A 26,704-nucleotide genomic window follows, 5' to 3' on the forward strand; every position below is an offset into this window, starting at 1 on the left:
AATTACGTGATGGAGCCGGGTTTATTTTCCGCGTCACCTTTTCTCCCGCTGATTGGCTGGAGTGTTGTCCTGCTGGTGTTTCATATCCTCCTGCAGGGCTGGACAGTGACGAAGGAACTCGGCTCTCAATGGAATGCGGGTCCGCGCGACAATGGGTTGAAACCCACCGGCCATCTTGCCGGTCGCGCGGAACGTGCCTCCAATAATTTCCGCGAAACCTATCCCGCATTTATCGCTTTGGCGCTTGCACTTGTGTTCAAGGGCGATGCTCACGGATGGGGGCTTTACGGTGCGTGGATCTGGTTTGCATGCCGCATTGTCTATATTCCGCTTTATCTTGCGGGTATTCCCTATATCCGCTCGCTCGTCTGGATCGGTTCGCTGGTCGGGCTTGCGCTCATGTTTTTCAATCTGGTTTTTTGACGGTTGTCCGCATCTGACGGGTGCGGAGCGAAGGAAAAGTGATGCATCCCTATCTGTTTGAACTTGCATCTCTGATGGCGATTTTCGTCTTTGCTATCGTTTCGCCGGGTGCTGATCTTGCGATGGTGATCCGTCAGTCGTTGATGCAGGGACGTCGCGAAGCGATCATCACCAGCTTCGGCATTGGTGCTGCCTTCATGATGCATGTCACCTATACGGTGCTTGGCCTGGGGCTGATCATTTCTCAGTCGATCTATCTCTTCAACATCGTCAAATGGTGTGGCGTCGCCTATCTGATCTATATCGGCATCAAGGCGTTGCGCGCAGGTGCCACCAAGATCGATGTCGATATGACCGCGCAGGAGCCGAGCCGCAAGCAAAGTGCACTCAAGGCTTTCAGCCTGGGCTTTGCCGCTAATGCGCTTAATCCGAAGGCGGTCTTCTTCTTCCTCTCCATCTTTTCGACGGTTATCAGCGTTCATACGCCAACCGAAGTCAAACTTGGTTACGGTGTGGTTATGGCCACGACTTTGATTTCGTGGTTTATCGGTGTCAGCCTTTTCATGACGACGCCTAAGATGCGTGCCGTTTTCTCGCGCGCTTCAAAATGGATCGACAGAACAAGCGGCGTGGTTTTCATTGCTCTTGGTCTGAAACTTGCCATCGTGAAAGCGCAGTAGCGCGAACTGCCGGACAACCGAGGAGAACCGACAGATGCATGACGTGAAGAAGCTCTTCAAGGTGGTGGCTGCATCGGCGCTGGCCGTGACGGTTTTTTCAAGCGCCGTTCAGGCCGCTTGTACGCAGAACCGCGCTGTCTATCGCGATCAGGGTGACGCCTACACGCTGACTTTTCATGCCGCGCAGTCCAATGCGCTCAAGATGAGCCCGGCACCGACCAACGAATTCACAATCACTGCCGATGATAAGCCAGAGTTCAAACTCTCCGGCCTCGTCATTTGGCCGGAAGAGGGGGTTGCACGCCCCTATGCGCTCATTACCTATAACTGCAAGAATGGTGGCACCGATCCGGAGGACCTCGATGATTGCAGCCTCTGGCAAAGTGTTGTCTACGCGCTGAAGGAAGGTGCAGAAGCGGATGTGCTGCCGAAGGCCGATGAGCCAGCAGCGCAGGCCATCCTGTTTCCCGATCTGGCAACGGCGCTGGACGGATATGATTTTGGTGCAGCGAAGCCTGAAAAGCCGCTGCAATTTGAAACGTTCCGTTTCAAATCGTGCTCGCCTGAAGAAGAATGACCGGATTACCGGTTGTATGAAAGTTTAAGGGTCTTAGAACGACCCATTCTGGATCAGACTGAAGAAGGATAGTTCAATGTCTTACGATGTGGTTGTCATCGGTACCGGCCCTGGCGGTTATGTCGCCGCAATCAAGGCCGCACAGCTCGGCCTTTCCGTGGCTGTTGTGGAAAAGCGCAAGACCTTTGGCGGCACTTGTCTCAATGTTGGTTGCATTCCTTCCAAGGCGCTGCTGCACGCATCCGAAGTGTTTGCTGAAGCCGGTCATTCCTTCGACACGCTGGGCGTTGAAATCGGTAAGCCGAAGCTCAACCTCGAAAAAATGCTGGCTCACAAGGACGCGACGGTAAAGTCGAACGTCACTGGCGTTGAATTCCTGTTCAAGAAAAACAAGATCACGCCTTTTATCGGCACCGGCAAGATCGTTGCCAAAGGCAAGGTTTCCGTGACCGCTGAAGACGGCACTGTTCAGGAAATCGAAGCTAAGAACATCATCATCGCAACCGGTTCAGACGTTGCTGGCATTCCTGGCGTCAAGGTCGACATTGATGAAAAAATCATTGTGTCCTCGACCGGCGCAATCGCTTTCGACAAGGTTCCGGGTCATTTGGTTGTCGTTGGCGGCGGCGTAATTGGTCTCGAACTTGGTTCGGTCTGGGCACGTCTGGGCGCGAAAGTGACCGTTGTCGAATATCTCGACAAGGTGCTTGGCGCGATGGATGGCGAAGTATCCAAGCAGTTCCAGCGTCTTCTCGAAAAGCAGGGCATTGTTTTCAAGCTGAACGCAAAGGTTACTGGCGTTGAAAAGGCCGGTAAGGGTGCGAAAGTGACCTTTGAACCAGTCAAGGGTGGCGATGCCGAAACCATTGACGCTGATGCCGTTCTGATTTCCACGGGCCGTCGTCCTTACACGGATGGTCTTGGTCTTGCGGAAGCAGGCGTGAATGTCGACGATCGCGGTCGCGTTGCAATCGACGGTCACTGGCGCACCAATGTCGAAGGCATCTATGCCATCGGCGACGTTGTGCAGGGCCCGATGCTTGCGCACAAGGCCGAGGACGAAGGCATCGCGGTTGCTGAAATCATCGCCGGTCAGGCTGGACACGTAAACTTCGATGTCATTCCGAGTGTTGTTTACACGCAGCCGGAAGTAGCGTCTGTTGGCAAGACCGAAGAAGAGCTGAAAGCCGCAGGCGTTGAGTACAAGATCGGCAAGTTCCCGTTCACGGCAAACGGTCGCGCACGCGCCATGCTGCACACGGATGGTTTCGTGAAGATCCTCGCCGACAAGGCAACGGATCGCGTATTGGGTGCTCATATCCTCGGTTATAATGCTGGTGAAATGATCCACGAACTGGCTGTTCTGATGGAGTTTGGTGGTTCGTCCGAAGATCTCGCACGTACCTGCCATGCGCATCCAACCATGTCGGAAGCTGTTCGTGAATCGGCACTGGCGACCTTCGCCAAGCCGATCCATATGTAATTGTTGTTTAAGCTCGGTATGCAAAAGGCCCGCGAAAGCGGGCCTTTTTTTAGGATTAGTTTTGTGCAGGCGGTGTGGCTGGTGGAGTTGCAGGCGGTGCTGCGGGCGGCATCGTGGTTTCGCCCTGTGCAGCAGGCGGCGGCGGTGCTGCCGTATCCGTGCTACTGCCGCCGCGATAAAAGAAATAGCCGAGTATCAGAATGGCGGCTACCAGAATAACAGCCAGCATAAGGCCGTTGCTTCCTCTGGGCTGTGGCGGCTTTCCGACGGGGGTGGCGAGCGGGTCGGCATGACGCGGACTGTTCAGCGGATCATTACGGGGATCGAGTGGGTCAACCATTAGCTCTCCTCCAGTTGGTTGTATCCATTGGAGAGTTAACGCAAAGAAGTTCCGATTGTTCCGTCTTGCATTGCCGAGACGCGATAACCCTCATTGCGTAACAATTCGACCAGACCTTCTTTGCCGGGCAAATGCAGCGCACCAACAGCAATGAACATCCCGCCTTTCTCAAGAAGTGGGGCTGCACGTTCCGCCATGGTGTGATTGCGGTCGGTGAGCATGACTTTCTGGAAAAGGTCATAGTCTTCATCGGTCAGATCACCGGGAACAATTTTGCGTAGAGCGGGCATGATCATTCCGGCTTCGCCCTGAAGATAAAGGGCGATCATTGTCTCTGTGGTGTCTTCGATTGCGTCGCCGAAATCAGCAGTGGCAATCAGATTGCGCATATGAAAATCGAGCGGAAGCTTGTTCATGGCGCCTAGTTGTTCGGCTGCTGTCTCCAATCCTTCCACGGGGCGTCCTTCTTCTTCGGCGTCCCCTGCAAGTTGACCATCGAGAAACGCTTCGCCGCGCAGCTTTCGTTCCCGCTCACATTTGGGAAGTGCCAGCAGGCTGCTGACGATCCACGGCTTCATTTTGGCGACAGCGCCAAGAACAATACCGCGCGCCTCAAGCTTTTGGGTGATTTCGGCAAGGCGATCGGGTGGCAGATGCGATTGTAGCGTCGTACCATCGGTAAAAAGCATCAGCTCCGGCTGTTCCAGCTTGAGCCGAAAAAGAGCTTTCTGATCAAGAACGTCGGTGGCTTCGATCACGATGGTGTCGGCAGACGCATAAGCCTTTGCAGCAGTATCCGGTAATTTCATCACACGAGGGTCGCTGAGATGAATGGTGCCGAAAAGATAAGACGGTGCCAGTCCGTCCTTTTCTATCTTCCAGATAATGCCTTTGTGATTGGGAATGGTCTCTGTTTCTGCGCGTAGCTCGTCCCAGAGTTTTGGGTCTTTCTTGTCCAGACCGTCGAGCAGATTGACACCACGTGTGGTGCAGGTCGTGGAAGCCTCTTCCGCGCGAACATGGATCGAGCTTGCAAAGAGGGCACAGGCAAACAGGAGGAACAGCTTTTTCATAAAGAGAATATAGGTGGTCGGGCGCGATATTAAATGCCAATTTTCAGGCGCGCGGATGCGCCTTGTCATAAACTTCGAGAAGTCGCGCCGTATCGACGCCGGTATAGACCTGCGTGGTCGACAGGCTCGCATGGCCCAGCAATTCCTGAATGGTGCGCAGATCACCACCGCGACCCAAAAGATGCGTGGCAAAAGAATGGCGCAGCGCATGTGGCGTTGCAGTATCCGGCAGACCAAGACCGGCACGGAGCTTTTGCATTTCTCGCTGGATGATTGCCGAATGCAGTATCCCTCCCTTGGCACCGCGGAACAGCGGCTTTTCGGCGGAAAGATCAAACGGACAAAGCGCGCGATATTGTGCGACCGCACGATGCACCGCCGGAAGCAGTGGCACCATGCGTGCCTTGCCGCCCTTACCAGTGATTGAGATCGAGAGGGCGGAAGCGTCATTGAGCGCGTCACCGGCAAGCCCAAGCGCTTCCGAGATACGCAGGCCGCAGCCATAGAGAAGCGTCAGGACCGCAGCATTGCGTGCTGCAATCCACGGCTCCTCTGCCATCTGTCCATCAGCTGCAACAACACGGCACGCATCTTCTGCGGTGAGGGGCTTTGGCAGCGATTTTGGCTGGCGGGGCGCACGTATCGCAGCCGCACCAGCCGCATTGACCAGACCACGTTTTTCCAGATGCCGCAGCAGTGACCTTACACCGGCAAGACCACGACCAAGCGTGCGCGCACCCACGCCATCATTGCGGCGATTGGCAAGAAACGAACGCAGATCAGCAACACGCAGATTACCGACATCCTTGATTGAGGGCGGTTCTCCCAGATGATGGGTTAGAAAATGCAGAAACTGGCGCGTGTCGCGTTCATAGGCTTCAAGCGTGTTTTCGGAAAGACGGCGCATATCTTTCAGCGTTTTCAGCCATTCTTCGCGCGCGGCCGCAAGATCGGCGCGGGCCGGGATCAGGATTTCGCTCTGTGTCGTCATGGCCGGGTTTCACTGCTTCCATTACAATCTACCCAGTTTGCCATTGATAGGTTGCCCAGCCGTAAAGATGCGAAATTGTATTTTTCTTGGCGTTTTTACAGGAAATTGAGTAAGCGGTATAAAACAGCCCTTAATTACGGAAATTTTCATGTCGCGCCCAGAGAACCCTATTCAGCTTGCCGTTATTGGAGCCGCCCATGGCATACGAGGCGAAGTCCGGGTCAAGACATATACCGACGACCCGCTGGCGATTGCCGACTATGGCCAGCTCTATGATGCACAGGGCAAAGCTTATGAGGTGCTTGAGGCACGTTCGGCCAAGACTGTGGTGGTTGTACGCTTTAAAGGTGTTAATGATCGCAATGCTGCCGAAGCGTTGAACGGAACCGAGCTTTTTATCGATCGTTCGCAATTGTCGGATGATGATCTTGATGAGGATGAGTTTTTTCAAACTGATCTGATTGGCCTTGAAGCACTTGATGCTGACGGCAAGTCTTATGGCGTTGTCAGTGCCGTTTTCGATTTTGGCGGTGGCGATCTGATTGAACTGAGCCTCAAGGGCAAGCGCCCCATGCTGATCCCTTTCACGGAAGCAGCAGTACCGGAGATCGATTTCGAGGAAGGCACGATACGTGTCGATCCCCATGCGGCGGGGTTGATCGCGGACGAAGACGACAATCCACTTCGTGAAGATAACAAGCCCCAGAGCGAAAAGAAGCGGCCGAAGAAATCATGATCGATCTGCCTGAGACGGATAGAGCCGAGCAGACATTTCATGCTTCCGTTCTGACGCTTTATCCCGAAATGTTTCCCGGACCATTGGGTATTTCTCTGGCTGGCAAAGCACTCGCCGAAAGCACATGGTCGCTTGATACGGTGCAGATCCGTGATTTTGCCGTAGGCAAGCACCGCATGGTTGACGACACACCTTCGGGTGGCGGGGCAGGCATGGTGATGAAGCCGGATGTTGTGGCGCGTGCGCTCGATTCGGTCGCGGATACTCGCCCTATGCTGTTGATGAGCCCGCGCGGTGCACCGCTGACGCAGAAGCGTGTGCGTGAACTGGCGGACGGTCCGGGTGCTATTATCCTTTGCGGACGCTTTGAGGGCGTGGACGAGCGGGTGATCGAAGGGCGTGAGCTCGAAGAAATATCGATCGGTGATTACATCCTGTCGGGTGGCGAGACAGCGGCAATCGTATTGCTCGACGCTATTGTGCGTCTTCTTCCGGGCGTCATGGGCAATCGCGAATCGGGCGAAACGGAAAGCTTCGAGACCGGACTTCTAGAGCATCCGCATTATACGCGCCCCCAGGTTTGGGAAGGGCGATCCATCCCTGAAATCCTGACATCCGGGAATCATGGCGCGATTGATAAATGGCGGCATACTGAGGCTCTACGCATCACAAAGGAACGGCGTCCTGATCTTTGGGAAGCCTATCGAGAGGCCAAACGCAAATGAACCTGATCCAGAGGCTTGAAAGTCTTTCCTTAGCGCTGCTGGCGCTCGGCGCTTACTGGATCAGTGGCGTGAGCTGGTGGCTTTTCGCGATCCTTATTCTCGCGCCGGATCTGTCGTTCTTTGCCTATCTGAAAGGCCCACGCACAGGTGCGGTGGTCTATAATATAGCCCATAGCTGGATTGGCGTGGTGCTGCTGTCTGTGCTGGGCTGGGTGATGAGCTGGCCGCTTTGCTTTGCGATTGCTCTTATCTGGGCCGTACATATTGGCGTGGATCGTGCGCTTGGGTTTGGTCTCAAATACGGGACCGGCTTTAATGATACCCATCTTGGGCGTATTGGCAGCTGAATAAAAATGCCCGGTGAATGCCGGGCATTTTTTGTTTAACGATCAGGCCATGTGGGGCTTTGCCACGGACTGTTGTTGTGCAGCGGATTTACGGAGCACAAAATAGACGCCACCACCAATTGCGACACCAAAGAACCAACCATAGGTCGCCCACCATGCAGGCAGGATATTGGTCGCCATCGGCAGGATCGATGAGAATAGTGCGCCAATTCCAAAAGCGATAAACGCTTTGATGTGCCAGCCATTTTGGAAACGGAATTCCCCATTCTCCTGATAAAGGTCGGCAACGTTTATCTTGCCACGGCGCAACAGATAATAATCGACCATCATGATGCCGAAAATCGGGCCCATGGTGGAGCCTAGGAAGTTCACAAAATGTGCTGCACCCGTTTCCCATGGTGCGAACGGATAGAGAATAAGCGCGATCAAGGCCGCAATTACACCACCGCGTTTGAATGACACTTTCTGTGGGAAGGTGTTGGAAAAATCGAATGAAGCTGACACGAAGTTTGCAACCACGTTGATACCCAGCGTCGCTACTGTGAAGGTCAAAGCTGCTAGAAGCGCAAGGAACCAGCTGTCAAATTTCGCAGAAATCTGGTCAGGATGGAGAAGCACTTCACCGTAAACCGTAAAGGCGGCGGTGGTCGTTACGCCTGCGACGAGACAGAATGCCAGAAGGTTGACGGGCAAGCCCCAAAGATTGCCACGGCGCAGAGAAGCCTCATCCTTCGCGTAGCGCGAGAAGTCGCAGAAGTTGAGATAAAGTGCTGCAAAATAGGTGATTCAGGTTGCCGAAACAGCAGCAAGCGCTGCAAAGGAGCCGGGTTCGCCGGTGACACCTGCATCCTTGGTCTTTTCAAGAAGGATATCGCGTGGAATTTCGCTGCCGAACGAGAATGTGCCCGACTTGATAAGAAGATAGATCGCAAGGATCAGCATCATTATCCAGACCGCGGGGCCTGCCCAATCCTGAAATTTACGTACCGTTTCCATGCCACGCTGGATGATGAGAAGCTGGGCTGCCCAGACCAGAACGTAGCACATGACTTCCAGTGTCGAATGGCCAAGCATGTGGCTGTTCTGATGGAAGGCGAGAACGCTTTCATTGCGAATGAGGAGGGCGACGATCGCCCCGGACGCGGCGGCAGTCTGCGCACCATACCAGAAGCAGGCGACGATGCCGCGTACGAGTGCTGGAAAGTTTGCGCCGAAAGTTCCAAACGATGCGCGCGCCAAGACCGGAAATGGCACGCCCGTTCGCACACCGGCATTGCCCACGAGGCTCATCAGAAAGAAAATCACCAACGATCCGATGCCAATGGCGATCACAAAATTCAGGAAGCTGCCGCAAAGAAGAAAGAGACTTGCGGCAAGATAATAGCCCCAGAGGCTATGCACGTCCGATGTCCAGACGTTGAAAATGCTGAATGCGCCCCATTTTCGTTCTTCAGCCGGTGCTAAGTCCTCATTATACAATGAGGGTGATGGATTTTTGATAGTCATTTTGTCCCCATTTTAGTTGTAGCTTATTGAGATTGTTTGCAATTTAAGCTCTTATTGTTGACAATAAGGTTGGCACAGTCTTGGACTGCTGGCTACGAAAATTTCTGACAGGGCGTGACAAGTTGATGGCGATGCTGTATGAGCCTGCCAGTTCGGGGAAATCCGACATCGTAATATCCGGTTCGGGCAAAGCCCGAGACGTCCGTAAACCAATAAATGGTGTACCGCTCCTGCCTGATTCTTTGGGCATAGCCGCAAGGCCAAGGTTGCTTGGCGGCAAGTGCAGAGCGCTCTGACTGTTTGAGAAGAATTCAGAAGGAGTCAGACGATGACCGACATCATTCGTCAGCTTGAAGCCGAACAGGCAGCAAAGATCGCTGAAAAGCGCACACTTCCAGATTTCCAGCCAGGCGACACCGTTCGCGTTCAGGTTCGCGTTACCGAAGGTACACGTACCCGTGTGCAGGCCTATGAAGGCGTTTGCATTGCCCGTTCCGGCGCTGGCATCAACGAAAATTTCACCGTTCGTAAGATTTCTTACGGCGAAGGCGTAGAGCGCGTATTCCCTGTTTATTCGCCAATCGTAGAAGGCGTTGAACTGGTTCGCCGCGGTAAAGTCCGTCGCGCGAAGCTTTACTACCTCCGTGGCCTCACCGGTAAGGCTGCTCGTATTGCTGAAAAGAAAGACAACCGCACCAAGGCCGAGCGTGAAGCTGACAAGCTAGCTGCAGCTGCCCAGGCGCAGGCTGCCAAGACCGCTGCTGAATAAGTTTTGAAGCAGAGATCTTTAAAAAGGCGGCCATTGGCCGCCTTTTTTGTTTGCCAAAGTCAAAATGCTTCGCATAATATCGCGCATAATTTTGCCTAAATCACGCAAGATTATTACTGCGACACCCTGTTGCGGTTTCGCTTTCTTGACGAAACGCCAAGGTGAGTGCATATGACAGCTCAATTAAGAACTATTCAAAGGAACTCTCGCAATGAGCGCGCCGCGTACACTTTATGACAAGATCTGGGACGACCATGTAGTGGATCAGCAGGACGATGGTACCTGCCTCCTTTATATTGATCGCCATCTTGTGCACGAAGTGACAAGCCCGCAGGCTTTTGAAGGTCTGCGCTTGACCGGCCGCAAGGTGCGCCATCCAGAGAGAACACTGGCTGTTGTCGACCACAACGTGCCGACCTCGCCTGACCGTATCAACGGCATCAAGAACGAGGAAAGCCGTATTCAGGTCGAAGCTCTGGCCAAGAACGCTGCTGATTTCGGCGTTGAATATTATTCCGAGCGCGACAAGCGTCAGGGCGTCGTCCATATTGTTGGACCTGAGCAGGGCTTTACACTGCCGGGTATGACGATTGTCTGCGGCGACAGCCACACGTCGACGCATGGTGCTTTCGGTTCGCTTGCACACGGTATCGGCACTTCGGAAGTCGAACATGTTCTGGCCACCCAGACACTGATCCAGAAAAAAGCCAAGAACATGCTGGTGCGTGTTGATGGTGAGCTGGCCCCAGGCGTCACCGCCAAGGATATCACGCTTGCGATCATTGGTGAGATCGGCACGGCTGGCGGCACAGGCTATGTGATCGAATATGCCGGTAGCGCCATTCGCTCGCTGTCGATGGAAGGCCGCATGACGGTCTGCAATATGTCGATTGAAGGCGGCGCACGCGCCGGTCTGATCGCACCTGATGAGACGACCTTCGCTTACATCACAGGCAAGCCACGTGCACCAAAGGGCGAAACCCTTGATCAGGCGATTGGCTACTGGAAGACTCTGCATTCGGATGAAGGTGCACATTTCGACAAGATAGTCGAACTGGATGCTGCCAAAATTTCGCCAGTTGTTTCCTGGGGTTCATCCCCGGAAGACGTGGTGTTCGTCACCGATATCGTACCTAATCCTGATGAGATCAAGGACGAAACCAAGCGTGCATCGAAGTGGCGTGCGCTCGACTATATGGGCCTGAAGCCAGGCACCAAGATGACCGACATTACGATTGACCGCGTCTTTATCGGTTCCTGCACCAATGGCCGTATCGAAGATCTGCGTGACGCTGCACGTATGGCGAAGGGCAAGAAAGTTGCCGCTGGCGTAAGCGCAATGATTGTTCCGGGTTCGGGTCTTGTGAAGGAACAGGCAGAAGCCGAAGGTCTCGACAAAGTCTTCATCGAAGCTGGTTTCGACTGGCGTGAGCCGGGCTGCTCCATGTGCCTTGCCATGAATGATGATCGGCTTAAGCCGGGCGAACGTTGCGCATCGACCTCAAACCGCAACTTTGAAGGCCGTCAGGGCTTCAAGGGACGCACGCATCTGGTTTCGCCTGCGATGGCTGCTGCCGCTGCTATTGCTGGTCATTTCGTGGATATCCGCGACTGGAACTAATCTTTCTTTTGAGAGAGTTTAAGTAAGTTTGGAAAAGCCGTCGGAGTAATCCGGCGGCTTTTTCGTGCTTGGAGTGGCGTCTGAAATCAGACTTTTACTTACTAAATTAGCTGCATTTATATGCGTTGAATGTATAATGCGTTCTGGTTGGCAAGTGCTTCTTCAGCCTGGCTGAAATGAGGGGTATTGTCAGGTAATCGGATCGGGGGATGCGGACCTATAGGAATGGTCCGTAGGCGTATGCCGGAAAGCGCGGATGGACGGAGCAGAGTTCATACTCCTGATCAATATGACCGTTTCGGGTCTGTTTGTGTTTACCTTTCTCGGTATTGCGGCCTTTGCGCGCGACAATGCTGCTGCACCGGTTTTTGCAATGGGCTTCGTTTTCGCGATGCTCTACTTCCTCACAGAACTGCTGATCCCATCGATCCCAAATCAGAAACTTGGCTATATGCTGGCCTTTGGCGCTTATTTCATGACGCTGGCCTGTCTGGTGATTGGACTTGCGCGCATGTACTCCTCGACGGTTCCATGGTGGCCGCTCGGGTTGCTGCTGATCGGATCACTGTCGCTGGTCTATGGCATTTACGACATTGCACGCAGCGAGATGATTGGCCAAATTCTGTATCAGTCGCCTTATTTCCTGACATTGATGCTTGCCGTCTGGGTGATCATGCGCGGGCGCTCAAACACGCGTGCACAAAATCGACCGTTTGGACGGTCCTGGGGCGCGCTTGATGGGCTCATGGCGGGGCTGTTTACGATCAGCGCCATTCATTTTCTGATCAAGCCAGTCTTGGCCTCGCTGGTGGGTGGGGTTGGTGTTGATCCGAACGACTATGTTCGCACTGACTATGCGCTGCTGGTGCAATCAATTGGAGCAGGGCTCTCGGTTGCGGCGGGTTTGCTACTTTTGCTGAGTCTCATGGGTGAATTGATTTCCGACGTCACGTTGCGCTCGGAAACCGATCAGCTTTCGAGCCTTCTTAATCGACGGGGGTTTGAGTTCCGGGCAGAAGCTGCAATTGATAAATCAAAGCGTGTTCGACAGGCACTCTCGCTCATTGTCTGCGATATTGATTACTTCAAGTCGATCAACGACACCCATGGACATGCGCTGGGCGACCGGGTGATTGCGGCTTTTGCCGATGAATTGCGCCGTTCGGCGGCCTCCAAAGGTGGGATTGCTGCGCGCATGGGCGGCGAGGAGTTTGCTGTTCTGCTTCCCGGCCATACGATCCAATCGGCATGGCGGTTTGCAGAAAGGGCGCGCCTGGCCTGTGCCGATATCACACTTCCCGGTGTTTCGGGCGATGTTGCCTTCGCAGTGAGTTTTGGTGTTACGGAAATGGAGTTTGATGACTACTTTTCCGATGTTTACAAGCGGGCCGACGGCGCGCTCTACGAAGCCAAGAAGAATGGCCGTAATTGTGTTCGCACAGCGCTACCGATGATGCTCGATGACAATGTGGTCGAGTTTCGGGGCATCAACAATGGCCGCAGGCTGAGCTGATTTTGCATGCAATGGGCTTTACTTTTATACCAAGGCGCTAAGACGCTAACCCATCACGCCTTGATAAAGTTCAAGCGCCACTCGGGCTTAATCAAAGCCTAATGAGTTTCACTCGATGCACTTTGGTATGGGCAGGGCTCTTGTCTACGCCCAGCACTTGTTTAACATTGAGATGTTTCCGATTTCAGGAAATATATTTTGAGGGAAAGATTGCTCATGACCGTAGATCATGCCGTCGATATAGCGCTTCTTCATCTGCGCGATGCCCACGAGTTCGCGCCGCTGCTTGCAAGCTATGCGCAGGCATTGAAGCGTGGCGCGCCGCGTCGTCCGGACGAGTTTTACGCGGAGCATTTGTTGCAGGACCGTGCTACCGAAATTCTGGGCGCTCGCGTTGACGGCGATCTCGTTGGTTTTGTGATCTTCTATGATCTCCCCGAGCCGGTATCGGGCCTTCGTGCAGGGCAGGTGGATCATATCTATGTGCATCACGATCACCGCGGCAAAGGCATCGCCAAGGCGCTCATCGATTTGCTGGCCGACAAGGCAGAAGAACGCAGCTGGTCGAAGCTGGTGCTCAATGCGCCGCGTGTACCCGAAGATGGTCGTAAGCTTTATGAGCAGATCGCAACTGCTGCCGACTGGTCGAGCTATGTGATTCGCTTCGGCAACTAGGCTTCATCCGCAAAAGTGGATGAAATTACACATGTTTTTGGGAATCTCGGTGTTCAATCGTTTAAATTCCCAAATCACGCGAAAGTGTCGTCCGGGTGCGACCAATTGTTAGTCTTTTCGTGAAAAAGCTTCTTTGACGTGATGGTAAAAGCGCAGTAGAAAGCGCCACATAGGGTCGTGCGACACGATCAAGCCACATTTTCTGGGTCGTGCCGGCGCAGGATCGAAAATTCTGTTCCCTGCGTTGTGAGCGACATCGAACTCGGTTTTGAAAAACCGGCCATTCGTTTCATTATGCCAAATAAAACTCCGGCACTATGAAATGGGTAGAAACGTCAGGGAAGCCCACGAGAGCCATGACACAACCGACCGTTACGCGTCAGCGTCCTTTGTCGCCACATCTGTCGATTTATCGACCGAAAGTCACGATGACGATGTCCATCATTCATCGTATCACTGGTGGCGCGCTTTATTTTGGAACCCTTCTGCTTGCTGCATGGCTGATCGCTGCTGCAATCGGCGAAGATGCATTCAACACGGTGAGCTGGGTTTATAATTCCTGGATCGGCTATCTGGTGCTGTTTGGCTATACGTGGGCGCTGCTGCACCATCTGGCTGGCGGCATACGCCATTTCATCTGGGACATGGGTGCCGGACTTGAAAAGCACACGGCCAGCAAGATTGCATGGCTGACGCTGGCCTTCTCGCTGCCTGCGACGATCCTTGTCTGGGTTGTTGCCTTCGCGGTGCGCTGAAAGGAATTCTGACATGAGCGATATGCGTACGCCTCTCGGCAAGGTTCGCGGTCTGGGGTCGGCCAAGGAAGGCACCGGCCATTTCTGGTTTCAGCGTATGAGTGCTGTCGCGCTCGTGCCGCTTGTTTTGTTTTTCATTGGTCTGGTTATCTCGCTCAATGGCGCGAGCTATGCGGAAGTGAAGGCCGTTCTGGCACATCCTTTCACAGCGCTCGTGATGGCGCTGTTCGTGCTGACCGGTGTCTACCACATGCGACTTGGCATGCAGGTCATTATTGAAGATTACATTCACGGCGAAGGCCTGAAGGTCCTGCTGGTTATGCTCAACACCTTCTTCACGGTTGTTGTTGGCGTTGCCTGCGTTTACGCGATCCTCAAGCTGAGCTTCGGAGGTTGAGAGCCTGATGGCTAGTGCAGAAAACAATGCAGCCAGTGCTGCGGGCGAAAAGTCCTATACGTTCGTCGATCACAAGTTCGATGTCGTCGTCGTTGGTGCCGGTGGTGCCGGACTGCGTGCAACGCTTGGCATGGCCGAACAGGGTCTGAAGACGGCTTGCATCACCAAGGTTTTCCCGACGCGCTCCCATACGGTTGCGGCGCAGGGTGGTATTGCGGCTTCGCTCAAGAATATGGGTCCGGATAGCTGGCAGTGGCACATGTACGATACCGTTAAGGGATCGGACTGGCTGGGCGATACTGATGCCATGGAATATCTGGCGCGTGAAGCGCCTGCCGCGGTCTATGAGCTGGAACATTACGGCGTTCCTTTCTCGCGTACCGAAGAAGGTAAGATTTATCAGCGCCCATTCGGTGGCCACATGCAGAACTTTGGTGATGGTCCGCCGGTACAGCGCACCTGCGCTGCTGCTGACCGTACCGGCCACGCCATCCTGCACACGCTTTATGGCCAGTCGCTTAAGAATAATGCGCAGTTTTTCATCGAATATTTTGCGCTCGATCTGATCATGACTGACGGCGTCTGCACCGGTGTTGTTGCCTGGAACCTCGACGACGGTACGATCCATCGCTTTTCCGCCAAGATGGTGGTTCTGGCGACCGGTGGTTACGGACGTTCCTATTTTTCGGCTACTTCTGCTCACACCTGCACCGGTGACGGTGGCGGTATGGCGGCACGTGCTGGTCTGCCACTTCAGGATATGGAATTTGTTCAGTTCCACCCAACCGGTATTTATGGCGCAGGTTGCCTGATTACTGAAGGCGCACGCGGTGAAGGCGGCTATCTCGTCAATTCCGAAGGTGAGCGCTTCATGGAGCGTTATGCGCCTTCCGCCAAGGATCTTGCTTCGCGTGACGTTGTCTCGCGCTGCATGACCATGGAAATCCGCGCTGGTCGCGGCGTTGGCAAGAACAAGGACCACATCTATCTGCATCTTGACCATCTCGATCCGGCTGTTCTGCATGAACGTCTGCCGGGTATTTCCGAGTCGGCCAAGATTTTCGCAGGCGTCGATGTGACCAAGGAACCGATCCCGGTTCTGCCGACAGTTCACTATAATATGGGTGGCATTCCAACCAATTATTGGGGTGAAGTGCTGAACCCAACCTCGGAAGATCCAGACCGCGTTCAGCCGGGCCTGATGGCTGTTGGCGAAGCAGGCTGCGCATCAGTACATGGTGCCAACCGTCTCGGCTCCAACTCGCTGATCGATCTGGTGGTGTTTGGTCGCGCGGCTGCGATCCGTGCAGGCGAGGTCATCGACCGCGCCGCCAAGATCCCTGATATCAACGAAGCCGCTGTTGAAAAGATCATGGATCGTTTCCATCGCCTTCGTTATGCCAACGGCTCGACGCCGACCGCAGAACTGCGCGAGAAGATGCAGCGCACCATGCAGGAAGATGCTGCCGTGTTCCGCACGGATGAGTCGCTTAAGCAGGGTGTCGCGCGCATGTCGGCAATCTGGAAAGAACTGCCCGACATTAAGGTCAGCGACCGTTCGATGATCTGGAACTCCGATCTGGTTGAGACACTGGAGCTGGAAAACCTGATGGCAAACGCGATGGTGACAGTCGTTTCGGCTGAAGCCCGTCACGAAAGCCGCGGTGCACATGCACACGAGGATTTCCCTGACCGTAACGACGCCGAATGGCGTAAACACACCCTGTCGTGGCTGTCGCCAGATGGCGAAGTGAAGCTTGATTACCGCCCAGTTCATCTCGATCCGCTGACGACCGAGGATGAAGGCGGCATCAGCTTGGCCAAGATTGCGCCCAAGAAGCGCGTTTATTGATCGAGGGAATGAGCAATGGTTGAACTCGCACTTCCCAAAAACTCCCGTATGCAGGAAGGCAAGACCTGGCCGCGTCCAGATGGTGCCAAGAATGTAACGGAGTTCCGTATTTATCGCTGGTCGCCGGATGATGACGCAAATCCAAGCATCGATACCTATTATATCGATCGCGATGATTGCGGCCCGATGGTGCTCGATGGTCTGCTCTATATCAAGAACAAGATCGATCCGACGCTGACGCTGCGCCGTTCGTGCCGTGAAGGCATTTGCGGTTCCTGCGCAATGAACATCGATGGCGCAAACACGCTCGCCTGCACCAAGGGCATGGACGAGATCAAGGGCTCCATCAAGGTTTATCCGCTGCCGCATATGCCGGTGGTGAAGGACCTTGTGCCGGATCTGAGCAACTTCTACGCCCAGCACCGTTCGATTGAGCCTTGGCTCAAGACGGTTTCGCCTGAGCCACAGAAGGAATGGCTGCAGAGCCACGAAGATCGCCAGAAGCTTGACGGTCTTTACGAGTGCATTCTCTGCGCTTGTTGCTCGACCTCGTGCCCAAGCTACTGGTGGAACGGCGACCGCTATCTCGGTCCAGCTGTACTGCTTCAAGCCTATCGCTGGCTGATCGACAGCCGCGACGAAGCCAAGGGCGAACGTCTCGACAACCTCGAAGATCCGTTCCGTCTCTATCGCTGCCACACGATCATGAACTGTGCGCAGACTTGCCCGAAGGGTCTCAACCCTGCCAAGGCGATTGCCGAGATTAAGAAGATGATGGTCGAGCGCCGGGTCTAAATCCTGCTCTGATAAACGAATACGAAGGGAGGCTTAGCCTCCCTTTTCTTTTATTGATCTATTGGCAGAGACTTGATCTTTGCCGTTTCGCCGATATCTGATCTATTCAGTAGAGTTCACCGCTGCTTTGAAGGTCTTTCATGCTCGATCATATCGGTTTCAACATTTCCAGCATGCCTAAATCCCGTGCATTTTACGATGCGGCTTTGTCGCCGTTGGGCATCACTCGGGCGATGGAATTCGGTGAGTGGGTCGGTTATGGCCGCAACGGCAAGCCGGAATTCTGGATCGGCAAGCAAAAAGGCTCAAAACTTGAAGGCGTGTTGCATGTAGCTTTTTCGGCGGGCACGCGATCTGAGGTTGATCGCTTCTATGAGTCAGCACTTGCAGCAGGCGGTCGTGACAATGGTAAGCCCGGGCTGCGTGAGCACTACCATCCGGACTATTACGCGGCCTTCGTGATTGATCCCGATGGGCACAATATTGAGGCTGTCTGTCATTTGCCGGAGTAAAAAAGCGGCATAGCGCGCCGTGCGCCCGGCTGGGCGCACAAAGGTCACTCTGCAGTTTAGTGCGCATCCCGAAAAGTGAGAAACGGTTTTCGGATAAAGATGCGCGTTAAAACAGATAATTAGAGCGGCCGATCTGATCCAATCAGATCGAAACGCGCTCTAAATTTTAGAGTGGCCTGCTTTTTGTGGAGTGATCGCTCAGACGAGCTTCGCGTCCAAAGTTACTTCAATCGCGCCCAGTGCCTTGGAAAGAGGGCAGGATTCCTTTGCTTTCTTGGCAAGGCTCGCAAAGTCGTCTGCTGAAATACCGGGTATGGTGGCGCTGAGTGTTAAAGCGCTGCGCGAGATTGAAAAACCGCCGCCGGAGGCAGGGCCAACCGTTACCGCAGCGGTGGCTTCCAGCTTCTCAGGGGGCGTGCCGTGCTCTGTCAGAAGTGCGGAAAGCTGCATTGCGAAGCAGCCTGCATGTGCCGCTCCAAGCAGTTCTTCAGGATTGGTGCCAGCGCGCCCGCTTTCGTCTTCAAAGCGTGCCTTGAAATCGTAAGGCAAATCTTTCAACGCGCCGCTTTGCGTGTTGAGCGTGCCTTTGCCGTCCTTGAGTGTACCTTTCCAGACCGCCGTTGCTTTTCTGTCCATGGGAAACTCCTCTGTTTGGGGTAACACCTCACATAGGGCGTCTTGCCATCGCTTCCAGTGCTGGCTTCAGGCGATCTTCCTGTTTGTGTGTGTGGCCGATGCGAGGGACAGCATCAGCACCATCGTAATGAGCATATTGAAAAAGAAGCGGTCATAGGGCATTGGAAAATAGACGAACTTGCCGAGCATTCCGATGAACATGGCGAAGATAATGCCATTGAGCCGCGGAATCGTCGTGTTGATCCCGGCTCTCGCCATTGCCGCCCAAGCAACCAGCGATACCAAAAGGATTGAAGGCCAGCTTTCAAGATACAGAGCCAAAATGATCCCGCGAACATAGGCTTTGACGAGAAGCGCGAGTGAGAAGTCTGGCTTGAAGCCAGCCATTGAATGCTGCATTTCGATGCAGGTGAAATAGAGATGCGCCCACCAGCCGGTATGCCCGGTGTAACTTGATATAACGAGGCCTATGATCACCGATGCGACGAATGCTGCGAGCAAGGGGAGTTTGCGCCAGCCAAAGAGCACCGCAGCAATCAGCAGGGCAAAAATCATAATTATATTATCGGGCCTGATCGTGAATGACAGAACGAGCAGAATAGATGCGAGCCAGTCACGCTCTTTCAACAGAGCAAAAATGGCTGCAAAGGAAAATGCGGCGAGAACGATGTCCGGAAAGACTGCCGAGGTCATTGGTCCAAAGCCTGCCAACAGAAGGGCAGGTCCGACTAGAAGACCGGCTTGAAGGGCGTTATAATAGGCAAGGATCGCGAGGATAATCAGACCAGAAGCAATGGCTGCTGCAAGACTGATGAGATGTCCTCCCAGGACGAGTCCTGTATAGGGTTCGATCAGACGCAACATTTGCACGTAACCGACCTTGACCCTGTACATGATGAGTTGTGACTGAAAGTTATCGGGACTTTCCCATTGGGCGCGACGGTAATCACCGGCGTATTTCAGAGCGTTGATCTCGTTTTGCGAGGTCGCAGCTGCGACCAGTCGCCATGTTTCGTCATGAAGCGCTACGGCATCAGGATAACGATCCTCTATCGCGGTGGCGATATAGGGGATCATGTCCCAGTTGTTGTCCGGTTTCGAGATGGAATAAATCACGGTGACAGCGATAGTCACCAAAACAGCAAGCGCGCCTGCAATCTTGGATAATCGGTGCAGCAATTCTGCTGAAAATAAGCCGCTCTGCATGCGGACGGCTTTGTCGATCAATCTGTCATCCGTATGCATATGCTCGCGAGTCCCCCGACGCCTAAGCTCGTGCGTGCTTTTTTCTAGCAGACGTTGAAGCCTTTGCCATCAGGAAGCATTGCGTTATTCCCGAAAAGTGAGGGTCTTTTTCTGGACAGACTCTATCTATTTGTTTTGACGCATTTCTGAACGCAAAACCGGTTTCCAATTTTGCTGGAAATGCTCTAAATCGCTTCGCCCTGCAAAAGACGTGGCGTATCGCCTGAAAGGCCAGCTGCCTGCTTGATGAAGAAGGATTTGAGGCTTGGCACGCGGTCAACAAGGCCAAGGCCGATGTCGCGGATCGTGCGAATAGCGGGATTGTCGTTGGAGAACAACTTGGTCAGTACATCGGTCGTGACACCCATCTGCACGGTGTCGAAGCGACGCCAAGCCTGATAGCGTTCAAGGGCCGCAAAGGAGCCAATATCGAGCCCAAGCCGATCTGTTTCGACAATCACTTCGGCAATGGCTGCAGCATCGCGGAAGCCAAGATTGAGGCCTTGGCCGGCAATCGGATGGATGCGGTGCGCAGCGTCACCGACCAGCGCAAATCGTGGCTTCACGAATTCACGCGCCAGTGTCAGTCCGAGCGGGAATGCGCGGCGCGGGCCTTCGACTGTCAGTGCACCAAGGCGATGGCCGAAACGCTGCTCAAGTTCGGCTTCGAAAATGAAATCGTCTTCACGAATCAGCCGTTCGGCATCTGCCGTGCGTTCTGTCCACACGAGCGAACTGCGGTTGCCGGTAAGGGGGAGAATTGCGAACGGACCGGCAGGCAGGAAATGTTCATCGGCGCGGCCCCCATGCGGACGTTCATGAGCGACGTTGCAGACAATGCCGGACTGGTCATAATCCCAGTTGACCGTCTTGATGCCAGCGATGTCACGCAGGCGCGACTTTGCGCCGTCGGCTGCAATCAGCAGGCGTGTGATGAGCGTTTCGCCATTTGCCAGCTTGACAGTGACGGATTCGGGATTGGTTTCGAAATTCTCGACACTCATGCCTTCGATAAAGGTGATGCCGAGTTTATCTGCCTGTTTGTGAAGTGCGGTGTTGAGAACACGGTTTTCAACCATATGCGCGAACGGCTCACCGGGGTTAACGTCGCCTGCAAAGGTGAGGTACACAGGGCGGACAGGATCGGATGTACGGGAATCGGTGACAACCATTTCGGTGATGGGCTGGGCGTCGGTGACGATTTCCTGCCAGCAGCCAAGCTTGTCGAGCATCCGAGAGGCAGCGGCAGCAATGGATGACGCGCGTGGATCTTTTTTCCATGCGCCAGCTGGGGCGCCGTCAATAACCGTCACAGAAAGATGAGGAGCGGCAGACTTGACGGCAACAGCAGTCACAAGCCCGACATAGCCGCCACCTGCGATGATGAGATCGTTCTTGTCGGTTGTCTTTTGATTGCTATCTGCAGACATCGCTCGTTCCTTTCGGATATTCAGATCAGCCTTCGGTGAAGCAAAGGCTTCCACTTGACAGTTTCTCTTGTGCAGGCACAAACAGTTCACCGAGAATATATTGCCTATATAGGATTTCAGGAGACAGGCTGTCCATGTCCGATAATGAAAAGACTGGGTCCAATAATGAAAAGCCCAACAATGAAAAACCGGGTGTATTGAAAAGCGAACAAACCGCGGCCATGCAGCAGCTGCTTGTAACGCTTGATCTTGAAACGCTTGAAATGGATCTTTTCCGCGGCAACAGCCCGCAGGTTGGCTGGCAGCGTGTTTTCGGCGGGCAGGTGATCGGTCAGGCGCTGATTGCTGCACAGCGAACGGTCGAGCCTGATCGGCAGGTCCATTCGCTGCACGGATATTTCGTGCGCCCCGGCGACCCGTCCATTCCGATTGTCTATGAGGTCGACCGTATTCGCGACGGCTCCAGCTTCAATACCCGCCGTGTGCTGGCCAAGCAGCACGGCAAGGCGATATTCACCTTGTCTGCGTCCTTCCAGATCGATGAAGAAGGTTTGAGCCATCAGATCGATATGCCGAAAGACCTGCCGATGCCGGAGCAATTGGTGGGCGATCATGATCTGAAAGAAAAGTATCTCCATCTGGCCCCTGCTGGCGTGCGCAAATACTGGGAGCAAGAGCGGCCGATTGAAATCAAGCCGGTTTCGCTCAAGCATTATTTTTCACGCGAAAAACTCCCACCCAGCCAGCATGTATGGGTGCGGGCGCGCGGCATCGTGCCCGACGATCGCGCATTACAGGCGGCAATTCTTGCCTATCTGTCAGATATGACGCTGCTCGATACGTCGCTGCATCCGCATGGGCGCACCATTTTCGACCGCGATTTGCAGGTGGCGAGCCTTGATCACGCGATGTGGTTCCATCGCCCTTGTCGGCTCGATGACTGGCTGCTGTACACGCAAGATACGCCAAGTGCTTCCGGTGCGCGCGGTTTCAATCGCGGCGCGCTTTATACGCGTGACGGTCTTTTGATTGCGTCGGTTGCTCAGGAAGGGCTTATTCGCGTGCACGAAAAAGATAAATGATTATATTTTAATCATCGATAAAGTCGACGATTAAATTTTATGCATTTGCGAAGTGGCTTGATCCGGCATGAAAAGCAAAAGCTGAATCCGATGAATCACTTAGAGCGGTTTTTCTGTCATCAGGAAGCCGTTCAATTTTTTATGCTGATATTTTTTGCGAACTCGGTGCAACTTCCAAGCTTCGCCAAAAAGCCCGGACTTTGGGCGAAAACTCCGTAATCAGCGCCATGTTTCCATCCGTTGTTGCGCAGTGAATACAAGAAAAAACGTATTTGAGCGGGGTTGCCCAGTGCAACTGGCACGATTTTTGTTTCTCTCAGTCTGAACCGGTCTTTTCAGCGCAGACGCGTTTGAAGCCGCCATTCGACGGAGATACTCGATGCTCATAACAGGAAGATTCAAGCAAACGGCTTTGGCCACCTTGCCAGCACTGCTCGTTCTTGCAGGAACGGCACTGGCGCAGGATGCAGCCGCAACCGCTCCGACCCCGACCCTTGATACCGGCGATACGGCCTGGATGCTGACTTCAACCGCGCTCGTGTTGATGATGACCATCCCGGGCCTGGCGCTGTTCTATGGCGGTATGGTGCGCAAGAAGAACGTACTTTCGACGGTCATGCAGAGCTTTGCCGTCACCTGCCTTATGTCGGTTCTATGGATGGTCGCGGGTTATTCGCTGGCCTTCACGGATGGCGGCTCCATGAACCCTTATATTGGTGGTCTCTCCAAGGCATTCTTCTCCGGCGTGACGATGGACTCGCTCACGGGTACCATTCCGGAATATCTCTTCATCGTCTTCCAGATGACCTTCGCGATCATCACGCCAGCACTTATTGCTGGCTCGTTTGCTGAACGCATGAAGTTTTCGTCCATGCTCGTCTTCCTGACGCTGTGGCTCTTCATCGTATATATCCCAGTGGCTCACTGGGTTTGGGGCGGCGGCTTCCTCGGTTCTGACGGCGTTCTCGACTTTGCCGGCGGTACGGTTGTTCACATCAATGCCGGTGTTGCTGGCCTTGTTGCAGCGCTCATCATTGGCAAGCGCGATGGTTACGGACAAACCAATATGGCGCCGCATAATCTCGTTCTCTCGGTTATCGGTGCAGCCCTTCTGTGGGTTGGTTGGTTCGGCTTCAATGCGGGTTCAGCTGCCGGTGCAAACTCCCTTGCAGCTGTTGCCATGCTCAACACGCAGGTTGCGACCGCTGGTGCGGCTCTCGCCTGGATGTTTGCGGAATGGGCGATTGCCGGTAAGCCAAGTGTTCTTGGCATTATTTCGGGTGCTGTTGCAGGCCTGGTTGCGGTTACCCCTGCTGCTGGCTTCGTCAATCCAACGGGTGCGCTCATTCTGGGCGTCATCGCAGGTGCCGTCTGTTATGTTGCAGCCGTCAAGATCAAGCATGCGCTTGGCTATGACGACTCGCTTGATGCATTCGGTGTCCATGGCGTCGGCGGTTTTGTCGGTGCGATCCTGACGGGTGTCTTTGCTGACGCGACGATCAATGCAGCCGGTGAAGGTGCAACCGTTGGCAAGCAGTTCTTTGGCGCTGCGATCACCGTTGTCTACACAGCAGTTGCAACGGCAATCATCCTTTATGTGGTCAAGGCCGTTATGGGGCTGCGTCCAAGTAAGCAGGCCGAAATGGAAGGCCTCGATATCGCTTTGCACGGCGAGTCTGTTCAGTAGAACAGGTTTGTCTCAACAGGAAAAAGGCGCGGGAAACCGCGCCTTTTTCATTTCCACTTTTTGTTCTCTCGCATCTCTCCTGTTATTTCTTTGTGTGGAAGCCTGCATGGTTAATGGGGAATTAACCATCGCCCCGTTAGGATCGCCCCGATTCATTGCGCCCGAGGCTTAACAACCAGACGGCAATAAAACATGGTTCGGGACAGGCTTTATGCGGCAAGGATATTCGCCCTCATACCCGCTGCGTGACGAGCGGATTTCGGAAGACAGGCTGAAACTGGCCAACATCTTCCGCAGGCAGTTCTATATCCTCTTTGGGCTGGGGTTGCTCTCGCTGACCGCTGCGGCTGTGGGTGCGCTTGCGACATGGAATGTTGCTGACCCCAGTCTTAGTCATGCCACGGATAATCCCGTAACCAACGCGCTTGGCTATCCCGGTGCCGTATTTTCCGATCTCGCAATGCAGTTCTTCGGCCTTGCGAGTGTTCCGGTTTTGCTTCCTCTGGTCATCTGGTCGCTGCTGCTCATGACGCGCGGCGGTATAAGCCGGGTTGTGAAGCGCAGCTTTGCATGGATGGGTGCTGCTTTGCTGTTTGCAGCCATCGCGAGCTGCTTTGCCGTGCCGGAAAGTTGGCCAATGCCTATTGGTCTTGGCGGCGTGTTTGGTGATATGATGTTGCGTCTGCCTGGGTTGTTTCTCGGTGCATTCCCGCAAGGTGCCATCGCATCGGGAATCGCGCTGGTGCTTGCTTTGCCTGCTTTGTGGCTTTGCCTGTTTGCAAGTGGAATTGTGGGGCGTCGTGAGGCACTGCTCAACACACGGGCTTCGCACGGCGCACCTGTTGAAGATGATTTTGCAGATAATGACGATGACGAGGATGAAAGCTCTTCAGGCGGTCTGTCGCAGTATGTTGGTGCTCTGACACATACGGTGCTCAGTGTATCCGCGACTTTCAAGCGACTCACTGGCCTCAACCGTCGTAAGCCGCGTGAAGACGAATATGGTGATATGCGCAGCGTACGCCGCACCGCTGAAACCCGAAACAGTGCACGTCGCGAGCCGGGCTTTGGCGGCGCTTCTTCCGAGCAACCACCATTCGATACCGATGACGACTTTGATGGCGGCATGGAAGCTGCCCCGCTTGCAGGTGAAGAATGGCATGATACGCCGCCACAACGCTCCAAGGCGCGTGTTGGCGAACGTGCGCCTGCACCAAAGAGCGGTGCGCGTATTCAGCGCGAAGCACAGCCCTCATTTCTGAAGGAAGGCGGCGCGTTTGAAATGCCGTCCCTGCACTATCTGGCTGAACCCAAATTGGTTCAGCGCGATGCATCGCTTTCCAAGGATGCGCTCGAACAGAATGCGCGTCTGCTTGAAGGTGTGCTGGAAGATTTTGGCGTGCGCGGCGAGATCATCAATGTGAAACCGGGGCCTGTTGTTACGCTTTATGAACTTGAACCGGCACCCGGTATCAAATCGTCCCGCGTGATTGGCCTGGCTGATGATATCGCTCGCTCGATGAGCGCGATTGCTGCCCGCGTCGCTGTTGTCCCGGGTCGCAATGTCATAGGCATCGAGTTGCCGAACCAGAAGCGTGAAATGGTTTATCTGCGCGAGATGCTGGCAAGCCGCGACTTTGAGCAATCCAAATCCAAGCTGGCACTTGCGCTCGGTAAGACCATCAATGGCGAGCCGGTGATTGCCGATATTGCCAAGATGCCGCACTTGCTGGTGGCCGGCACGACGGGTTCCGGCAAATCGGTCGCGATCAACACTATGATCCTGTCGCTGCTCTATCGTATGACGCCGCAGGAATGCCGTCTGATCATGATCGATCCGAAGATGCTGGAACTCTCCATCTATGATGGTATTCCGCATCTCTTGACCCCGGTCGTGACCGATCCGAAAAAGGCCGTTGTCGCGCTCAAATGGACCGTGCGCGAAATGGAAGACCGCTATCGCAAGATGTCCAAAGTCGGCGTCCGTAATATTGACGGCTTCAACCAGCGTGTCGGTCAGGCGCAGAAGAAGGGCGAGCAGATCGCCCGCACGGTGCAGACCGGTTTTGACCGCAATACAGGCGAAGCGATCTACGAAACCGAACAGCTCGATCTCGAACCAATGCCGTATATCGTCGTGATTATCGACGAAATGGCTGACTTGATGATGGTTGCAGGCAAGGACATCGAAGGTACGGTGCAGCGTCTTGCACAGATGGCGCGTGCGGCTGGTATTCACGTCATCATGGCAACACAGCGTCCGTCGGTCGACGTTATCACCGGTACGATCAAGGCAAACTTCCCGACCCGAATTTCCTTCCAGGTGACGTCCAAGATCGACAGCCGTACGATTCTTGGTGAGCAGGGTGCCGAGCAATTGCTTGGTCAGGGCGATATGCTGTTCATGGCAGGCGGCGGACGCATTCAGCGTGTGCATGGCCCATTTGTCGGCGACGATGAAGTTGAACGCGTTGTCCAGCACCTCAAGCTTCAGGGCGTGCCGGAATATCTCGATGCTATCACCGAAGATGACGATGAAGATGAAGGCGGTGGTCCGGCTGGAACGTCGAACCTTGAAAATTCCGACGATCCATATGATCAGGCAGTTGCAGTCGTATTGCGCGATAAGAAGGCTTCGACTTCCTATATCCAGCGTCGCCTCGGCATTGGCTATAACCGTGCGGCTTCGATCATCGAACGGATGGAGGAAGAAGGCATTGTGGGGCCTGCCAATCACGCAGGCAAGCGCGAGATACTGGTGCCAACGGAAGACGACTACTAAGGCCGAGGTATTTCGGCTTATCAGTTGCCACACTGGTGCCTAACTGCCGGATTATTTTAAGAAGATGATGAA

25 protein-coding genes and 1 pseudogene are annotated in these 26,704 nt (G+C 54.2%); 19 read left to right on the forward strand and 7 right to left on the reverse strand.

Translation table 11 applies throughout. From position 1 onward, the window contains the following. The first annotated feature begins 9 nt into the window (after positions 1 to 9). The 4 genes from QBD00_RS06230 to lpdA all read left to right on the forward strand — a co-directional run bounded on the left by QBD00_RS06230 (position 10) and on the right by lpdA (position 3,163). Complete coding sequence (locus QBD00_RS06230) at positions 10 to 423, forward strand: MAPEG family protein (protein WP_095447623.1); 414 nt, start codon at positions 10 to 12, stop codon at positions 421 to 423. A gap of 41 nt (positions 424 to 464) precedes the next feature. Next, positions 465 to 1,103, forward strand: coding sequence for a LysE family translocator (locus QBD00_RS06235; protein WP_095447622.1), 639 nt, complete (start codon positions 465 to 467; stop codon positions 1,101 to 1,103). A gap of 34 nt (positions 1,104 to 1,137) precedes the next feature. Beyond that, positions 1,138 to 1,680 carry a hypothetical protein gene (locus tag QBD00_RS06240; protein WP_095447621.1) on the forward strand — a complete coding sequence of 181 codons (543 nt, stop codon included), beginning with the start codon at positions 1,138 to 1,140 and terminating at the stop codon, positions 1,678 to 1,680. 76 nt (positions 1,681 to 1,756) lie between these two features. Then, positions 1,757 to 3,163, forward strand: coding sequence for a dihydrolipoyl dehydrogenase (gene lpdA, locus QBD00_RS06245; protein WP_318578930.1), 1,407 nt, complete (start codon positions 1,757 to 1,759; stop codon positions 3,161 to 3,163). Between the two features lie 55 nt (positions 3,164 to 3,218). On the opposite strand, the gene QBD00_RS06250 is transcribed toward lpdA, so the two are convergent. The 3 genes from QBD00_RS06250 to QBD00_RS06260 are packed head-to-tail and all read right to left on the reverse strand — an operon-like array spanning position 3,219 to position 5,567. Further along, positions 3,219 to 3,503 (reverse strand): hypothetical protein, encoded by a 285-nt coding sequence (locus QBD00_RS06250; protein ID WP_318578931.1) that lies wholly within the window; start codon positions 3,501 to 3,503, stop codon positions 3,219 to 3,221. A 35-nt stretch (positions 3,504 to 3,538) separates the two neighbouring features. Then, a complete protein-coding gene (locus QBD00_RS06255) occupies positions 3,539 to 4,576 on the reverse strand; it encodes a TraB/GumN family protein (protein WP_318578932.1) in 1,038 nt (345 codons plus the stop codon). Positions 4,577 to 4,619: 43 nt separating this feature from the next. Continuing rightward, the gene (locus QBD00_RS06260; RefSeq protein ID WP_318578933.1) at positions 4,620 to 5,567 is read right to left on the reverse strand and encodes a tyrosine recombinase XerC; all 948 of its coding nucleotides are present in this window, start codon (positions 5,565 to 5,567) and stop codon (positions 4,620 to 4,622) included. A gap of 148 nt (positions 5,568 to 5,715) precedes the next feature. Between QBD00_RS06260 and rimM the strand changes: the two genes are divergently transcribed. From rimM to QBD00_RS06275, 3 genes are read left to right on the forward strand one after another with little or no spacing between them, the layout of a single operon-like run. Next, entirely contained in the window at positions 5,716 to 6,303 is a 588-nt protein-coding gene (gene rimM, locus QBD00_RS06265) for a ribosome maturation factor RimM (RefSeq protein ID WP_151092430.1), read from the forward strand. Further along, complete coding sequence (gene trmD / locus QBD00_RS06270; protein WP_318578934.1) at positions 6,300 to 7,028, forward strand: tRNA (guanosine(37)-N1)-methyltransferase TrmD; 729 nt, start codon at positions 6,300 to 6,302, stop codon at positions 7,026 to 7,028. Before rimM ends, trmD begins: the two co-directional genes overlap by 4 nt. After that, positions 7,025 to 7,375, forward strand: coding sequence for a DUF4260 domain-containing protein (locus QBD00_RS06275; protein WP_095447615.1), 351 nt, complete (start codon positions 7,025 to 7,027; stop codon positions 7,373 to 7,375). The genes trmD and QBD00_RS06275 overlap by 4 nt, the downstream gene beginning before the upstream one ends. A gap of 42 nt (positions 7,376 to 7,417) precedes the next feature. On the opposite strand, the pseudogene QBD00_RS06280 reads toward QBD00_RS06275, so the two are convergent. Then, positions 7,418 to 8,881, reverse strand: a pseudogene (locus tag QBD00_RS06280) (NCS1 family nucleobase:cation symporter-1). 328 nt (positions 8,882 to 9,209) lie between these two features. Here QBD00_RS06280 and rplS point away from each other — a divergent pair. From rplS to QBD00_RS06325, 9 genes are all read left to right on the forward strand, one after another. Then, entirely contained in the window at positions 9,210 to 9,650 is a 441-nt protein-coding gene (gene rplS, locus QBD00_RS06285; RefSeq protein ID WP_095447613.1) for a 50S ribosomal protein L19, read from the forward strand. A gap of 211 nt (positions 9,651 to 9,861) precedes the next feature. After that, entirely contained in the window at positions 9,862 to 11,271 is a 1,410-nt protein-coding gene (gene leuC, locus QBD00_RS06290) for a 3-isopropylmalate dehydratase large subunit (protein WP_095447612.1), read from the forward strand. Between the two features lie 256 nt (positions 11,272 to 11,527). After that, positions 11,528 to 12,784 carry a GGDEF domain-containing protein gene (locus QBD00_RS06295; protein ID WP_318578935.1) on the forward strand — a complete coding sequence of 419 codons (1,257 nt, stop codon included), beginning with the start codon at positions 11,528 to 11,530 and terminating at the stop codon, positions 12,782 to 12,784. A gap of 216 nt (positions 12,785 to 13,000) precedes the next feature. Beyond that, entirely contained in the window at positions 13,001 to 13,459 is a 459-nt protein-coding gene (locus QBD00_RS06300) for a GNAT family N-acetyltransferase (RefSeq protein WP_024898536.1), read from the forward strand. A 356-nt stretch (positions 13,460 to 13,815) separates the two neighbouring features. After that, complete coding sequence (gene sdhC, locus QBD00_RS06305; RefSeq protein ID WP_095447609.1) at positions 13,816 to 14,214, forward strand: succinate dehydrogenase, cytochrome b556 subunit; 399 nt, start codon at positions 13,816 to 13,818, stop codon at positions 14,212 to 14,214. Between the two features lie 13 nt (positions 14,215 to 14,227). After that, positions 14,228 to 14,611 (forward strand): succinate dehydrogenase, hydrophobic membrane anchor protein, encoded by a 384-nt coding sequence (gene sdhD, locus QBD00_RS06310; RefSeq protein ID WP_095447608.1) that lies wholly within the window; start codon positions 14,228 to 14,230, stop codon positions 14,609 to 14,611. Between the two features lie 7 nt (positions 14,612 to 14,618). Then, a complete protein-coding gene (gene sdhA / locus QBD00_RS06315) occupies positions 14,619 to 16,463 on the forward strand; it encodes a succinate dehydrogenase flavoprotein subunit (protein WP_264230377.1) in 1,845 nt (614 codons plus the stop codon). Between the two features lie 15 nt (positions 16,464 to 16,478). Next, positions 16,479 to 17,258: a succinate dehydrogenase iron-sulfur subunit gene (locus QBD00_RS06320; protein WP_007872174.1), complete on the forward strand. Its 780-nt coding sequence runs from the start codon at positions 16,479 to 16,481 to the stop codon at positions 17,256 to 17,258. Positions 17,259 to 17,398: 140 nt separating this feature from the next. Continuing rightward, on the forward strand, positions 17,399 to 17,770 hold the full coding sequence (locus tag QBD00_RS06325; protein ID WP_095447606.1) for a VOC family protein: 372 nt from the start codon (positions 17,399 to 17,401) through the stop codon (positions 17,768 to 17,770). A gap of 198 nt (positions 17,771 to 17,968) precedes the next feature. Here the strand turns inward: QBD00_RS06325 and QBD00_RS06330 are convergent, their stop codons facing one another. From QBD00_RS06330 to QBD00_RS06340, 3 genes are all read right to left on the reverse strand, one after another. Beyond that, on the reverse strand, positions 17,969 to 18,406 hold the full coding sequence (locus QBD00_RS06330) for an OsmC family protein (RefSeq protein ID WP_095447605.1): 438 nt from the start codon (positions 18,404 to 18,406) through the stop codon (positions 17,969 to 17,971). 66 nt (positions 18,407 to 18,472) lie between these two features. After that, complete coding sequence (locus QBD00_RS06335; RefSeq protein WP_318578936.1) at positions 18,473 to 19,633, reverse strand: hypothetical protein; 1,161 nt, start codon at positions 19,631 to 19,633, stop codon at positions 18,473 to 18,475. Between the two features lie 203 nt (positions 19,634 to 19,836). Next, on the reverse strand, positions 19,837 to 21,081 hold the full coding sequence (locus QBD00_RS06340; protein ID WP_318578937.1) for a ubiquinone biosynthesis hydroxylase: 1,245 nt from the start codon (positions 21,079 to 21,081) through the stop codon (positions 19,837 to 19,839). Positions 21,082 to 21,302: 221 nt separating this feature from the next. Between QBD00_RS06340 and tesB the strand changes: the two genes are divergently transcribed. From tesB to QBD00_RS06355, 3 genes are all read left to right on the forward strand, one after another. Then, entirely contained in the window at positions 21,303 to 22,163 is an 861-nt protein-coding gene (gene tesB, locus QBD00_RS06345) for an acyl-CoA thioesterase II (protein WP_264230643.1), read from the forward strand. Between the two features lie 379 nt (positions 22,164 to 22,542). Continuing rightward, positions 22,543 to 23,850: an ammonium transporter gene (locus QBD00_RS06350; protein ID WP_264230373.1), complete on the forward strand. Its 1,308-nt coding sequence runs from the start codon at positions 22,543 to 22,545 to the stop codon at positions 23,848 to 23,850. Positions 23,851 to 24,061: 211 nt separating this feature from the next. Further along, positions 24,062 to 26,632 carry a DNA translocase FtsK gene (locus QBD00_RS06355; RefSeq protein WP_318578938.1) on the forward strand — a complete coding sequence of 857 codons (2,571 nt, stop codon included), beginning with the start codon at positions 24,062 to 24,064 and terminating at the stop codon, positions 26,630 to 26,632. Positions 26,633 to 26,704: the final 72 nt, after the last annotated feature.

Origin of the sequence: Ochrobactrum sp. AN78 (genome assembly GCF_029909885.1) — a bacterium.
GTDB lineage: Bacteria > Pseudomonadota > Alphaproteobacteria > Rhizobiales > Rhizobiaceae > Brucella > Brucella quorumnocens.